Genomic DNA, 13,463 nt, shown 5'->3' with positions numbered 1-13,463 from the left:
ATTAGCAAAGAATAATTTAACATGAATAAAGAAGAAATTTTAACCCACTTACCTTACTCAAAACCATTTTTATTTGTAGATGAATTACTCCACATAGATGAAAATGGATCAAGTGGTACTTTCACCTTCGATAAAGACCTCGACTTTTACAAAGGCCATTTCAAAGATCACCCTGTTACTCCAGGAGTAATTTTAACAGAAACCATGGCTCAAATTGGCCTAGTTTGTTTAGGCATATACCTTACAGGAAGTGCCGAAGGCGGTGTACCGGGACACGTAATGCTTACCTCCACTGCCATCGACTTTATGAAACCTGTGTTTCCGGGAGAAAAAGTAAAGGTTATTGCCGAAAAAGTATACTTCCGCTTTAAAAAACTAAACTGTACAGTACAAATGATAAATGAACAACATGAAGTAGTTTGTAAAGGCACTATATCAGGAATGGTAACCAATAAAATGAATGCATAACAGAGTTGTTGTAACCGGATTAGGTGTTGTTGCCCCAAATGGAGTTGGCTTAACTGCATTTACGGAGGCCATTAAAAATGGCACTTCGGGTATAAATCATGACCCTCAGTTAGAACAATTGCAGTTTTCTTGTCAGATAGCAGGTAAACCTGAGCTATCAGATGATTTTATTGCTCAATATTTTAGTCCTTTAGAGCTAAGAAATTTCAACAGCACAGGCATCCTGTATGGCGTAATTGCCGGTATGGATGCCTGGAAAAATGCCGGACTCGACATCAATCAAGACAGTGATGAACCTGATTGGGACAGCGGAACAATATTTGGAACTGGCACTTCTGGCATAGATAAATTCAGAGAGTCTATTTATAAAGTTGATGAACTGCAACTGAGAAAGCTTGGCAGTACCGTGGTGGTACAAACTATGGCCAGTGGCATTAGCGCCTACCTTGGTGGCAAGCTTGGTCTTGGCAATCAAACCACCACTAACTCATCGGCCTGCATTACCGGAACAGAAAGCATTTTAATGGCCTATGAGCGAATTAAAACCGGTCAGGCGACGAAGATGCTTGCTGGTAGCACAAGTGACAGTGGACCTTATATATGGGCTGGTTTCGACGCTATGAAAGTTTGCACCTATAAACATAACCAATCTCCAAAGCAGGGATCAAGACCAATGAGTGCCAGTGCAAGTGGTTTTGTACCCGGAAGTGGCGCAGGAGCTTTGGTTTTAGAATCCTTAGATAGCGCGCTTAAACGAGGTGCAACAATCTATGCCGAAATACTGGGTGGTCATATCAACTCTGGCGGTCAGAGAGGTTCCGGAACAATGACAGCTCCAAACAGTATTGCTGTACAACGTTGTATTAAAGGGGCCTTGCAAAATGCCGGTATTAAAGCCAGTGAAATTGACGCGATAAATGGGCACCTTACTGCAACCGCCAAAGACGCGACAGAGATTCAAAACTGGAGTATTGCACTGGACAGAAAAAACAAAGATTTCCCTTATATCAACTCATTAAAATCAACAATAGGCCATTGCCTAAGCGCCGCCGGAAGCATTGAATGCATCGCCTCAATATTACAATTGCATCAGGATTTTGTATTCCCCAATATCAATTGCGAGGATCTAAATCCTGAAATAACTGACATTATAGATTTCAATAAAATTCCACAACAATTGTTGAACACAAATGTTAATATTGTGGCCAAGGCAAGCTTTGGCTTTGGGGACGTAAATGCTTGTATTATCTTAAAAAAATACGCTAAATAAAATATGGACAGAGCAGAATTAATAGCAAGGCTTACCCCTATTATTGCCACCTATGCGCAAGATAAGGATGCAGTAGCCTCAATAAATGAAACCACAGATTTCATTAAAGATCTGAAGATCAATTCTGCGAATCTGGTTGATGTAATTTTAGATGTGGAAGAGGAATTTGATATAGAAATAGATAACCTCTCGATGGAACGCATGTTGAATGTAAATGCTGCGATAGAAATTATTGAAGATAAGCTAAAAACAAAATGATAGGCAATGATATAGTTGATCTGGAACAAGCTGTTATTGATAGCAATTGGAAAAGAAAAGGCTATCTGGATAAGATTTTCAATAACGAAGAGCAATTTATGATCACCTCTGGTATTTGCTCTTCTCTTATGGTTTGGTTGCTGTGGAGCATGAAGGAATCTGCTTACAAAATCTATTCAAGGGAGACTAAGATTCGTGAGTTTGCTCCGCTTAAGCTTAAATGCAACAACCTGATTATTTACAATGATAAGGCTACAGGAAAAGTTTCTTATGAAGATGAGGTATATTTTACGGAAAGCAATTTCGATAAAAACTATGTTCATACCATAGCTTCTACTAAACAGGAGGAACTTGAAAAGGTTAGGGTTAAAATAACCGATCAAGCCCCTCCTGATTATAAAATGACTAACCCCAATTCGGTTAGTCACCATGGTGCATACCTTGCACTTGTTTATCTTTAAGCCTATACGTAGGCTTCAGTTTTTAAGTTCTCTTCAATCAACAAGTTAATTATTCCATCTACCAATCCAACTTTAGGTACATAGATTTGCTTAATACCTGTCCATTTCATTAAGGTGATGTAAATCTCGCAGGCCGGGATAATTACGTCTGCTCTATCAGGGTTCAGCCCAAATACACTGATCCGTTCCTTTAAAGAATGCCCGTTTAATTGGTTATATAATCCCTTAAGTTTTAAAAACGACAAAGGCATTCCTTCTTTTTCATCAGACATTCTGAACAGCTTGTTGATGTTTCCACCAGTTCCAATACCCGCTACATTTTTAAGGTTCTTAGTGTTTTCCCTAACCCATAGTCTCATATCTTCCCAGGTTTCATCTTTATCCTGATTATCTAGAATCCTAATGGTTCCAATATCAAAAGATTTAGAAGCAACTGGTTCTTTGTTTACAAAAACAGAAAGTTCTGTACTACCACCACCAACATCAATATAAAGGTAACTCTTTTTAGCATCAAGATTCTCTTCAATATGGTTTGCGTATATGATATTTGCTTCACGCTGACCTTCAATAATCTCGAGGTTGAGGTCTGTAATTTCCTTTATCCTTTTTATTACTTCAGCACCGTTTTCTGCTTCGCGCATTGCTGATGTAGCACAAGCCAGGTATTCAGTTACATGATAAACATCCATTAAGTTTTTAAAGGCACTCATTGTTTTAATAAGGTCTTCTGCTTTACGATCTGACAATCGTTGATCAAGAAACGCATCATCTCCAAGCCTTAATGGCACCCTAACTAAAGTATTCTTTTTATAACTATAGCCTTTTTCCGTTTTTGAGATATCGGCAATCAATAACCTTACAGCATTTGAACCTATATCTATTGCAGCGTATCTTAACATTGCTTTATTGATGTTTATTTTTTAAGTAATTGTAGGTTTGCACCTGCGCCCTAACTTTTGTTGTGAGTCTGTTTTTATGGTATTTATTATTGTTTAGGCGGGTTATATCTCTTGCCTTTACATTGTCTTGTAACTGAAATTCAATGATATCTCTAATTTCCTGTCTTACTTCTTCATCTAAAACCGGAAAGCCTACTTCTACCCTATGTTCAAAATTTCTACTCATCAAATCTGCTGACGAAAGAAACATTTCTTCTTTATTATTATTGCCAAATATGAAAACCCTGGCATGTTCCAGAAACTTATCAATAATGCTGATGACCGTAATGTTTTCACTGAAGCCTTTTATACCCGGAACCAAAGTGCAAATGCCTCTAACTATGAGTTTAACAATTACGCCGGCATTACTAGCTTCATAAAGCTTCTCCACTATACCTTCATCGGCAAGGCTATTTACCTTTAAGATCAGATAAGCCGTTTTACCTTGTTTTGCAAACTTTATCTCCCTCTCTATAAGTCCGTAAATTTTGGTTCTTGATTCAAGCGGAGAAACAATCAAATGCTTAAATCCTTTTATTACCATTCTTTTATTCAGGGCATTAAAAAGCTTAAGCAAATCAAGTGTGATTTCCTTTTTAGAGGTAAAGATGCTATGATCACAATAAAGCTTAGCCGTTTTCTCGTTGAAATTACCGGTAGCTAAATTGGCGTAATAAACTGCCCTTCCCTTCTCCATTCTTTTTACGAGGCAGATTTTTGAGTGTACTTTATAATCCGTTAGTCCGTAATTAACATGTACCCCCTCTTCTTCTAATTTGCTTGTCCAGAATATATTTGCCCGTTCATCAAATCTGGCTTTCAATTCAACCAAACAATGAACCTTTTTACCATTCTTAGCTGCATTGATTAATGCATTTACAACTCTGGAGTTTTCTGCCAATCGATACAGCGTAATGTTGATCTCGGTTACTTTAGGATCAATTGCCGCTTCGCGTAAAAACAGAATGATATAATCGTAAGATTGATACGGTAAATTGATTAGATAATCTCTTTCGCTTAGCTTATTGAAAATACTTTCTGTACGATGTAAACCAGCAACTTTTAAAGGTACGTTTTGTGCATACTCCAGGTCTTTAGATCCTACGTTAGGAAAAGCAATAAAATCACCAAACTTATGATACCTGTTTCCCGGGATTAAACTTTCGGCTTCTACTTTAAGTTTAGTTACCAGAACGGTAAGCATATCAAACGGCATTTCTGTATCATAAAGCAAACGCATCGGCTTACCTTTCTTCCGTTTGTCCAAACTCAATTTCAAGTCTTCAACAAACTTATCGCTTACGTTTTTATCGATATCAAGCTCTGCATCTCTGGTCACCTGAATAGAATAAGCATCTATGATATCATAGTTAAAAACATAGAAAATATCATCCAAACAATACTTAATTATATCTTCTGCAAGGATGATAAATTTAAGTCCATTAGTTTCAGGTAACACAAGAAACCTCGGCAAGTCTGGTGGCAGCTCTATTAACGCATATTTCTCACTCTTTTTTGATGTCTTTTTTGAAAGCCGAACGAAGAAATACAAATACCGATCTTTAAGTTCTGGAAATGGCTTTTCCAAATCAATCATAATAGGAACCAGGTTTGATAGTATCCTGTCTCTAAAATGATTACGCACAAACTCTCCGCGCGAAACGTTTAGCTGAGTTTCGTTTAAAATGAAGATTCTGTTCTGCGCCAGTTCATTCATTAATGTTGCCTGAAACAGTTGTTCGAACTTGCGCTCCTGTTTTACAACAATGTTCTTTATTTCGTTTAGAACCTTTTTAGGATTAAAACCCAGCAAGGCCTTTGCTTTATCATTTAGATTAGATAGTCGACTTAAAGTTGCTACCCTTACCCGATAAAACTCTTCAAGGTTTGATGAGAAGATAGATAAAAATTTTATCCGTTCTATGAGCGGTACTGTCTCATCGGCAGCTTCTTGTAAAACCCGCTCGTTAAAATATAACCAACTGATCTCTCTATTTAGAAACGGCGCCCTTTTTTTCATTAAATATTATTGTTCCTCAAAACTGCGAATTCTATTGTTAAGTAATTGTTAATTATTACTCAATTATTAAATTCAAACTTAACCCTCAATCTGCTTATAAACCCCAGATTGTTATTTTGTCTTTTCTGTAGTTGCTTTTGGTGCAGCAGGTTTAGTTGCTTTCTTAGCAGGTGCTTTACTAGCAACGGGTTTTGCTGCCGCTGGTTTAGCCGCTGGTTTTGCTACTGCTTTTACTGCTGGTTTGGCAATTGCTTTTGGCGCCGGTTTTGGAGCAGTCTTTTCTGCTACTTTAGCTGCTACATCAGGTATTGATTTTGAAATTGCTTTAGCCGCCTTTTCTTCTGTAGCAATTGCTGCTACTTTAACGCTTTGCGCAACAGGTTTTGCTTTTGCAACTGCTTTTTCTACAACTTTCTTAGCACTCTTAGCTCCCTTTAATGTACTTTTCTTTAGCTCTTCAACCTTTTTAACAACCGGCTCGTTTGATGCAACTACCTCATCAACTTTATGGTCTACAACTGATTTTACTTCTTTAAATTTCTTAGCTAATTTTTTGGCTACAAACTTACTTGCAATTTCAATATCCTTACCTATCCTTTCAGCATCATGCCCCAGATGTTTTACAACTTCCAAAAATTTCTCTCTCAAACTTTTCTCTAATTCTTTTTTAGCTGCCTTTTTTGAGCCTTTTTTTTGCACCTTTGAGTTATTGGTTTTCATATGTTCTAAGTTTTAATGTTACAGCTTATGGATTGTCGCAACTATCGTAATAATTTCGTTTTTTTGTACAGGAAATCAATTTTCACTTAAATCTAATATATTTTTCACTATAAAGCTATAATCATGCCCACTTTCGATATTGTAAGTAAAGTAGATGCTCAAACATTTGATAATGCAATGAATAACGCAAAAAAAGAGATCCTTAACCGTTATGATTTCAGTACTTCAAAAAGCACTATTGACCACGATAAAAAGACCAATGTAATTACCATAGTTACAGAGGACGATATGCGCTTAAAAGCTATAGAAGACTCTATAATTTCAAGAATGATAAAGCAGAATCTTGACGCTAAAAGTCTGGATTTCGGCAAAGAACAATATGCATCAGGTAATATGATCCGCAAGGAGATTACCGTTAAAGAAGGTATAGATAAAGAAACTGCAAAAAAGATTGTTGCAAAAATAAAAGCCAGTGGCTTAAAAGTACAGGCATCTATGATGGATGATCAGGTTCGCGTACAAAGTAAAAGTATTGATGACCTGCAAGGTGTAATTGCACTTTGCCGTAAAGAAGATTTTGGACAACCTTTGCAATTCATTAACATGAGGAACTAATGGAAATTGAAGATCATGGTTTTATCTTTTCAGATGATAAGAATAAAATAGATCCTATTGCTATTCATCATTATCTGAGCACCCAATCTTACTGGGCAGAAAATATCCCTTTAGAGATTGTTGAAAGATCTATAGAGAACTCTTTGTGCTTTGGAATTTACAAAGACACTAAACAGGTTGGCTTTGCCAGATGGATAACGGATAAGGCGACCTTTGCCTACCTGGCTGATGTTTATGTAGAAGAAATATATAGAGGACAAGGCTTATCAAAAAAGCTGATGTCGCTAATGCTTTTCCATAAAGACCTGCAAGGGTTAAGAAGGTATATGCTGGCTACTCAGGATGCCCATGGATTATATGCCCAATTTGGTTTTAAACCAATTGAACATCCTGACAGATTAATGGGAATTGCAATTAAAAACCCATACAAAGATTTATAGTATTTTGTAAAAACAGTTTCTTTTAAACTGTTTTTACATCATCATCACTATAATCCTGAATATCTTCGATATACCCGTTTAGAATAAGAAAGTCGAATAAAGGTTTCGCATCGGGAGTTACAGGCATATTTGCAGATGTAACAACTTCATTTGTTTTCTTATCAAGGAATGGATAAGCAAAAAGCTTTACGTTTTTGCTAAACATATCACTCACATAACTTAACAGCTGACTGCTGTAGTTTTCACCAAAGTTAGTTGAATTAAACACAAACTTAAGGTTATTGATATTGGTAGAAATACCTACACTTTTTGGACGGCAACGATCCAAATATTTAGCCAATTTATTGTGTCGGGTAAAGTTGGAAACAATTACTTTATTTCCGGTTTTACACATTTCTTTTGCTCTTTTCGCAACAGAGTTAAGGTCTAATTCATGTAACTCATCTCCGGTTGACAACACGTTAGTCATCAATACCTCTATCAGCACACTAAGATTATCTTCCTGTACATTTTCAGTCTTAACAAATTGATCGACTGCTTTGTTAAGCATGCTAAAATTTGGATGTGATTTTTGCTCGTATTTTGTGCGCAAAATCATAATGTCCTTTTTATACAGCAAATCTTTAGGTAAGCAAGGTTGTCCTTGCGAATCAAAAATAGCAGCATCAGAGAACTCTTTAACAATCAGGTAAAGGTTTAACAAAATGTTATCTGCGCCTTTAAATACCGGGCCGTTTACCGAGATCAGATCAATCTCTACTGAACCAACAGTTAAATTATCGGCCAGCGATTCGATCATCGCTTTGCGATCCTGATTGTAGTAGAACGCTGCGTAAACAAGGTTAACACCAATTATCCCTAATACGTTTTGCTGTAATGCAGCATCAGTATCAAGTAGGCGTACATGGAAAAATATTTCGTTGGGCTCTCCATCAGGTTCTGATTGGAAACGAAGTCCAATCCAGCCATGTGGATCGTTGGATTTATTATAGTTAAGTGTAGTTACTGTATCTGCAAAGGCGAAAAAAGTTCTGTCATCATACTTCTCTCCGCTCAATCTTTCAGTCAATAAATCAAACTCGTGATTTAACATCTTCAATAGTCTAGATTTACTTACGTATCTACCAGACTCTTCCACACCGTAAATTGCATCACTAAATGTCATATCGTAGGCCGACATTGTTTTTGCAACCGTACCGGAAGCTGCACCTGCAGTAAAAAAATTACGCGCCACTTCTTGTCCTGCACCTATCTCTGCGAAGGTCCCGTAAATCCTGGGATTTAAGTTAATCTTTAGGGCTTTACGCTTGGTATCAAGGATTTCTCTTTCCATTTTGCAAAAATAGCACAATCAGATGGATTTAGACGATAAAATCCTTATCTTGATGGCAATTATTTTCACCCTGAAAATCTGTTCCGTTAAATCAATGCTGAACGTTAAAAACCTCGACATACAATTTCTAAATAAAGAGGATAAAACCTGGCTTAAAGCAGTTAACGATGTAAGCTTTTCTATCGAAAAAGGTAAGGTACTCGGTATTGTCGGAGAATCGGGATCTGGGAAATCCGTTACCTCTTTCTCTATCATGAGACTTCATGACCCGCAAAGCACAAAAATTGGTGGCACAATAGAGTTTGATAAAATCAATCTGCTAAACCTAACGGCTGAAGAAATTAGAAAATACAGAGGCAATAAAATTGCAATGATCTTTCAGGAACCTATGACTTCCTTAAACCCTGTATTTACATGCGGGGCTCAGGTTAAAGAAGCTATTGTACTACATCAAAAGCTCGATAAATATACTGCAAAAGATAAAACCATTGCACTATTTAAAGAAGTTCAGTTGCCTCGGCCGGAACAAATATTTGACAGCTATCCTCATCAGCTTTCCGGTGGACAAAAGCAAAGGGTAATGATTGCTATGGCGCTTAGCTGTAATCCTGAAATTTTAATTGCTGATGAACCAACCACAGCACTTGATGTAACAGTTCAAAAAACAATCCTGGAGCTACTACTTAAACTTAAACAGGAGCGCGATATGGCAATGATATTCATTTCTCATGATCTTGCTGTTATTAGTGAAATTGCTGACGAAGTAGCCGTTATGTATAAGGGAGAAATTGTTGAACAAGGTTCCGCTGAGCAGATTTTTCTCCACCCCAAGCATCCTTATACCAAAGGCTTACTTGCCTGCCGACCAGCACCAAATAAACTACTAAAAAGGTTACCGGTAGTGGCCGACTTTCTGAATGAAGATGCTGATCACGCAATGGCCTACTTAATGGAGCAAAATAATTATACTTCTGCTGAAATAGCTCAGAGAAGAGCTGATCTTTATACTCAAAAGCCGCTATTAGAGGTTAAGGATCTTTGCACCTGGTATCCAATTAGGAAGGGCTTATTTGGCAAAACCACCGATTATGTAAAGGCCGTTGATCACATAAGCTTTAATGTTTTTCCTGGGGAAACGCTTGGTCTGGTAGGTGAATCAGGATGCGGAAAAACTACTTTAGGTCGCAGTATTTTAAGACTGGTTGAACCTACATCCGGACAGATTATCTTTGATAGCAATAATATCACTTCTTTAAACAGAAGAGACCTTCGGGGAATGAGAAGGGATGTACAGATAATTTTTCAAGACCCATATTCATCTTTAAACCCAAGGCTTACTATAGGCAATGCATTAATGGAACCTTTACAAGTACATCAGGTATTTGATAATGATGCAAAACGGAAGAATCACGTATTGAGCTTATTGGAACGTGTAGATTTAAAAGCTGAACATTTTAACCGGTATCCACACGAGTTTTCTGGAGGGCAGCGCCAGCGAATTGTTATCGCCAGAGCCCTTGCCTTACAGCCCCGTTTTATTATTTGCGATGAATCAGTATCTGCTCTAGATGTTTCAGTGCAAGCGCAGGTATTGAATTTATTACGACAGTTACAACAAGAATTTGGACTTACTTACATCTTCATTTCTCATGATCTTGCCGTGGTAAAGCATATTTCTGATAGAATGATTGTGATGAATAAAGGGAAGATTGAGGAACAAGGATATCCCGACGATATTTATAACAATCCGCAAGCAGAATATACCCGGAGGCTCATAGCATCCATCCCAGGCTCGGCATCTTTAATATAATTAAGATTCTTTCGACGTTGTTTCTTAATCAGTTTTCAAAACAGCAGATAGTCTAATCAACGTGGTATTAATTGCCCTTCTGATCTCTCTTTCTTTAACCTTATCATATCTTTTCAATAAGATCATCACTTTAAAAATAACTACATCTTTATTGATTGCTATGGTTTTAACGGTAAGGCCTCCGGGCATCACATTGTCTGAATAATTTTCTATAGCTTTATTTAAGTGATTTTCTATAAACTCTGGTGTATAGCCATTAGCCAGAGACATCTCAAACTCAATACTTAGTTTTTTGATGTTTTGCTTAGACTGGTTTACAATAACAGAACTAAAAGCCAGGGAATTGGGAATAATGACCATATCGCTATCTTCATTTTGCAAGATCATATTAATTAGCGTAATGTCTAATATCTTACCCTCATGCTCCCCTACTTTAATGTGATCTCCTAATGAAAGTCGATCCGAAAACATGATAATTAGGCCATTGATCATATTGGCTACATAGTCTTTAAATGTAACCGCCAATGCTGCAGCAACAATGGAAACACTAAATACTAGTTCATCTAATTTCCGATCCGAGAATGAAGTTAAGGCCAGTATAAAGAATACAGTATTTAATATTGACTCAATCCTGTTGATACCCAGAATGAAATTATCCTTGATGTTACTCTTAAATTTATGCTTTTTGATGTACCAATAAATAATTACTAATCTAATGATAGAGACTACCAGACTTGGCCCTAGAAAAATCATTAAAGCGCCCGCTACTTTCGCCAAGTCAGGATAGTCTCTATAGATTTGTGGATTATTGAAATCAAAATAAATCCACAGTAAACAAATTACTGCCTTTATAAGGATCATTAGCAATTCCTTGCCGGTCTTTCTTTCTCTGTCTTCTATCATTTTATGTTGTATAGCTACCTAATCAAAGGTACAAAATAGAACAATCTATCGGTTCAAATTGTTACCTTCGGGTGATTCATATTTTTACTATGGCAAAAAAGAAATCATCGCACTTAGAACTTGTTTTAATACAATTGATTAGTGATGTACTCGAGAAAAATGGCAATGGAGCCCTAAACTACAAACAGGTTTCCGCTAAATTAAATATAACAGATCCTGCCGGAAAAGAAACAATTCTTGAAGTGCTAAAAGAGCAATCGAGAAAAGGTATTTTCTTAGAACCTGAAAAAGGAAAATTCAAACTAAAGGATTTGAAGACTTTTATTATCGGCAAGGTAGACATGACTGCTGATGGTTCTGCATTTGTAGTGCCTGAGGACGAGTTTGAGAAAGATATTTTTGTATCAGCCCGCAAACTTCACAATGCACTAAATGGTGATACGGTAAAGGTTTATATCTATGCCAAAAAGAGTGGTCGTAAAAATGAGGGTGAAGTAGTTGAAATCATTACCCGTGCTAAAACAGATTTTATTGGAGTAATAAAAATCTCTGATCGTTTTGCATTTGTAAATATTGATGACCGTAAAATGCTTCATGACATTTTTGTTCCTTTAAGCGACCTTAATGGTGCTAAAAATGGACAAAAAGTACAAGTAAGCATTACCGATTGGCCTGAAGGTGTCAAGAATCCAATTGGAAAAGTAACCACTATACTTGGCGAGCAGGGTGAGAACAACACGGAAATGAATGCCATCCTGGCGCAGTTTGGTTTTCCACTTGTATTCCCTCCTGAAGTTGAAAAGGAAGCCAATGCAATACCGGAAGAGATTACGGCAGCCGACTTAAAAGGACGTAAAGACTTTAGAGAGACTGTAACATTCACTATCGATCCTGTTGACGCGAAAGACTTTGATGATGCCATTTCCTTTAAAACATTACCAAATGGAAATTTTGAGATAGGTGTACACATCGCAGATGTATCTCACTATGTTATACCGAACAGCCACCTTGATAAAGAAGCATATTCAAGAGCTACCTCAGTTTACTTGGTAGATCGTGTGATTCCTATGCTTCCTGAACGCTTAAGTAATGGGGTATGTTCCTTACGTCCTAATGAGGATAAACTTTGTTTTGCTGCTGTGTTTGAGCTCGACAAGGAAGCAAACATAATTACAGAATGGTTTGGTCGCACAGTAATCCATTCGAACAGACGCTTTAGTTATGAAGAAGCTCAGGAAGTAATTGAGACTAAGGCAGGTGATTACACTGATGAAATCCTTAAACTTAATGAGCTGGCTTATATATTACGCGACAGGAAGTTTAAAAATGGCGCCATTAGCTTTGAAAGTACCGAGGTTAAATTTAAACTTGACGATACCGGCAAACCAATTGGCGTGTACGTTAAAGAACGTAAAGATGCCCATAAGCTTATAGAAGACTTTATGCTGCTTGCTAACAAAAAGGTAGCTGAGTTTATTGCAAAAAAAGGAAAAGGCAAACAGAAATATACTTTTGTATATCGTTCTCACGACTCTCCTAACCTTGAAAACCTTGGTAATTTCGCGCTTTTTGCAGCGCGTTTTGGTTACAAGATCAATATGAAATCGGACAAAGAGATTGCAAAATCTTTGAATTACCTGATGGAAGATGTTGAAGGTAAAAAAGAACAGAATGTGCTAACACAACTAGCCATTCGTTCTATGGCAAAAGCTGTTTATACGACCAAAAAGACCAGTCATTACGGATTGGCATTTGATCATTACACCCACTTTACCTCCCCTATCAGGCGATATCCCGATGTTATGGTACATAGACTTCTAGCTGCTTACTTAAACAACGAAAAATCAGCAAATGAAGAGGAATATGAAATAGCAGCATCTCATTCCTCAACAATGGAGAAACGTGCGGCTGATGCAGAGCGCGCCTCTATTAAATACAAACAGGCTGAGTATCTTGAAGAAAACATTGGAAATACTTTCATGGGCCTTATCTCAGGAGTTACTGAATGGGGTATGTATGTGGAGATCATTGAAAACAAATGCGAAGGAATGATAAGACTTCGTGATATCTCTGATGATTTCTATGTTCTTGACGAAAAGAACTACTGTATAGTAGGCCAACGTAAAAAGAAAAAGTATCAATTAGGCGACGAGGTAAAAGTTAAAGTAAAGAAAGTAGATCTGGCTAAACGTCAAATAGATTTTATTTTAGTACAGGATTAGATAAC

General features: G+C 37.1%; 13 protein-coding genes. 8 read left to right on the top strand and 5 right to left on the bottom strand.

Annotation, left to right across the window (positions count from 1 at the left end):
* Positions 1–21 precede the first annotated feature (21 nt).
* From HQN83_RS04360 to HQN83_RS04345, 4 genes are read left to right on the top strand one after another with little or no spacing between them, the layout of a single operon-like run.
* A complete protein-coding gene (locus tag HQN83_RS04360) occupies positions 22–468 on the top strand; it encodes a 3-hydroxyacyl-ACP dehydratase FabZ family protein (protein ID WP_173089024.1) in 447 nt (148 codons plus the stop codon).
* Entirely contained in the window at positions 461–1,738 is a 1,278-nt protein-coding gene (locus tag HQN83_RS04355) for a beta-ketoacyl-[acyl-carrier-protein] synthase family protein (protein ID WP_173089022.1), read from the top strand. The genes HQN83_RS04360 and HQN83_RS04355 overlap by 8 nt, the downstream gene beginning before the upstream one ends.
* Positions 1,739–1,741: 3 nt before the next feature.
* Positions 1,742–1,996, top strand: a complete 255-nt coding sequence (locus HQN83_RS04350; RefSeq protein WP_173089020.1) for an acyl carrier protein — start codon at positions 1,742–1,744, stop codon at positions 1,994–1,996.
* Complete coding sequence (locus tag HQN83_RS04345) at positions 1,993–2,457, top strand: 4'-phosphopantetheinyl transferase family protein (RefSeq protein WP_173089018.1); 465 nt, start codon at positions 1,993–1,995, stop codon at positions 2,455–2,457. The genes HQN83_RS04350 and HQN83_RS04345 overlap by 4 nt, the downstream gene beginning before the upstream one ends.
* A gap of 2 nt (positions 2,458–2,459) precedes the next feature.
* On the opposite strand, the gene HQN83_RS04340 is transcribed toward HQN83_RS04345, so the two are convergent.
* The 3 genes from HQN83_RS04340 to HQN83_RS04330 form a co-directional block, all read right to left on the bottom strand.
* Entirely contained in the window at positions 2,460–3,356 is an 897-nt protein-coding gene (locus HQN83_RS04340) for a Ppx/GppA phosphatase family protein (RefSeq protein WP_173089016.1), read from the bottom strand.
* 4 nt (positions 3,357–3,360) lie between these two features.
* Positions 3,361–5,415, bottom strand: a complete 2,055-nt coding sequence (ppk1, locus tag HQN83_RS04335) for a polyphosphate kinase 1 (protein WP_173089014.1) — start codon at positions 5,413–5,415, stop codon at positions 3,361–3,363.
* A gap of 111 nt (positions 5,416–5,526) precedes the next feature.
* Positions 5,527–6,135, bottom strand: coding sequence for a histone (locus tag HQN83_RS04330; protein ID WP_173089012.1), 609 nt, complete (start codon positions 6,133–6,135; stop codon positions 5,527–5,529).
* A gap of 123 nt (positions 6,136–6,258) precedes the next feature.
* Here HQN83_RS04330 and HQN83_RS04325 point away from each other — a divergent pair, with 123 nt between their 5' ends.
* Both HQN83_RS04325 and HQN83_RS04320 read left to right on the top strand, forming a co-directional pair.
* On the top strand, positions 6,259–6,750 hold the full coding sequence (locus HQN83_RS04325) for a YajQ family cyclic di-GMP-binding protein (RefSeq protein ID WP_173089010.1): 492 nt from the start codon (positions 6,259–6,261) through the stop codon (positions 6,748–6,750).
* Entirely contained in the window at positions 6,750–7,190 is a 441-nt protein-coding gene (locus tag HQN83_RS04320; protein ID WP_173089009.1) for a GNAT family N-acetyltransferase, read from the top strand. Before HQN83_RS04325 ends, HQN83_RS04320 begins: the two co-directional genes overlap by 1 nt.
* 22 nt (positions 7,191–7,212) lie before the next feature.
* Here the strand turns inward: HQN83_RS04320 and HQN83_RS04315 are convergent, their stop codons facing one another.
* The gene (locus tag HQN83_RS04315) at positions 7,213–8,523 is read right to left on the bottom strand and encodes a nicotinamide mononucleotide adenylyltransferase (protein ID WP_173089007.1); all 1,311 of its coding nucleotides are present in this window, start codon (positions 8,521–8,523) and stop codon (positions 7,213–7,215) included.
* A gap of 94 nt (positions 8,524–8,617) precedes the next feature.
* Here HQN83_RS04315 and HQN83_RS04310 point away from each other — a divergent pair, with 94 nt between their 5' ends.
* Entirely contained in the window at positions 8,618–10,333 is a 1,716-nt protein-coding gene (locus HQN83_RS04310; RefSeq protein ID WP_173089005.1) for an ABC transporter ATP-binding protein, read from the top strand.
* 24 nt (positions 10,334–10,357) lie between these two features.
* Here the strand turns inward: HQN83_RS04310 and HQN83_RS04305 are convergent, their stop codons facing one another.
* Positions 10,358–11,236 carry a mechanosensitive ion channel family protein gene (locus tag HQN83_RS04305; protein WP_173089003.1) on the bottom strand — a complete coding sequence of 293 codons (879 nt, stop codon included), beginning with the start codon at positions 11,234–11,236 and terminating at the stop codon, positions 10,358–10,360.
* Positions 11,237–11,325: 89 nt separating this feature from the next.
* Here HQN83_RS04305 and rnr point away from each other — a divergent pair, with 89 nt between their 5' ends.
* Positions 11,326–13,458 carry a ribonuclease R gene (rnr, locus tag HQN83_RS04300; RefSeq protein ID WP_173089001.1) on the top strand — a complete coding sequence of 711 codons (2,133 nt, stop codon included), beginning with the start codon at positions 11,326–11,328 and terminating at the stop codon, positions 13,456–13,458.
* Positions 13,459–13,463: the final 5 nt, after the last annotated feature.

It is taken from the genome of Pedobacter foliorum, assembly GCF_013266735.1.
Taxonomy (GTDB): domain Bacteria; phylum Bacteroidota; class Bacteroidia; order Sphingobacteriales; family Sphingobacteriaceae; genus Pedobacter; species Pedobacter foliorum.
This window is presented reverse-complemented; position numbering and strand designations above follow the sequence as displayed.

Bases quoted from the DNA above. Each gene is read 5' to 3' on its own strand.
- HQN83_RS04360 (WP_173089024.1), top strand. From the start codon at position 22: ATGAATAAAGAAGAAATTTTAACCCACTTACCTTACTCAAAACCATTT.
- HQN83_RS04355 (WP_173089022.1), top strand. From the start codon at position 461: ATGCATAACAGAGTTGTTGTAACCGGATTAGGTGTTGTTGCCCCAAAT.
- HQN83_RS04350 (WP_173089020.1), top strand. From the start codon at position 1,742: ATGGACAGAGCAGAATTAATAGCAAGGCTTACCCCTATTATTGCCACC.
- HQN83_RS04345 (WP_173089018.1), top strand. From the start codon at position 1,993: ATGATAGGCAATGATATAGTTGATCTGGAACAAGCTGTTATTGATAGC.
- HQN83_RS04340 (WP_173089016.1), bottom strand. From the start codon at position 3,356: ATGTTAAGATACGCTGCAATAGATATAGGTTCAAATGCTGTAAGGTTA.
- ppk1 (WP_173089014.1), bottom strand. From the start codon at position 5,415: ATGAAAAAAAGGGCGCCGTTTCTAAATAGAGAGATCAGTTGGTTATAT.
- HQN83_RS04330 (WP_173089012.1), bottom strand. From the start codon at position 6,135: ATGAAAACCAATAACTCAAAGGTGCAAAAAAAAGGCTCAAAAAAGGCA.
- HQN83_RS04325 (WP_173089010.1), top strand. From the start codon at position 6,259: ATGCCCACTTTCGATATTGTAAGTAAAGTAGATGCTCAAACATTTGAT.
- HQN83_RS04320 (WP_173089009.1), top strand. From the start codon at position 6,750: ATGGAAATTGAAGATCATGGTTTTATCTTTTCAGATGATAAGAATAAA.
- HQN83_RS04315 (WP_173089007.1), bottom strand. From the start codon at position 8,523: ATGGAAAGAGAAATCCTTGATACCAAGCGTAAAGCCCTAAAGATTAAC.
- HQN83_RS04310 (WP_173089005.1), top strand. From the start codon at position 8,618: ATGCTGAACGTTAAAAACCTCGACATACAATTTCTAAATAAAGAGGAT.
- HQN83_RS04305 (WP_173089003.1), bottom strand. From the start codon at position 11,236: ATGATAGAAGACAGAGAAAGAAAGACCGGCAAGGAATTGCTAATGATC.
- rnr (WP_173089001.1), top strand. From the start codon at position 11,326: ATGGCAAAAAAGAAATCATCGCACTTAGAACTTGTTTTAATACAATTG.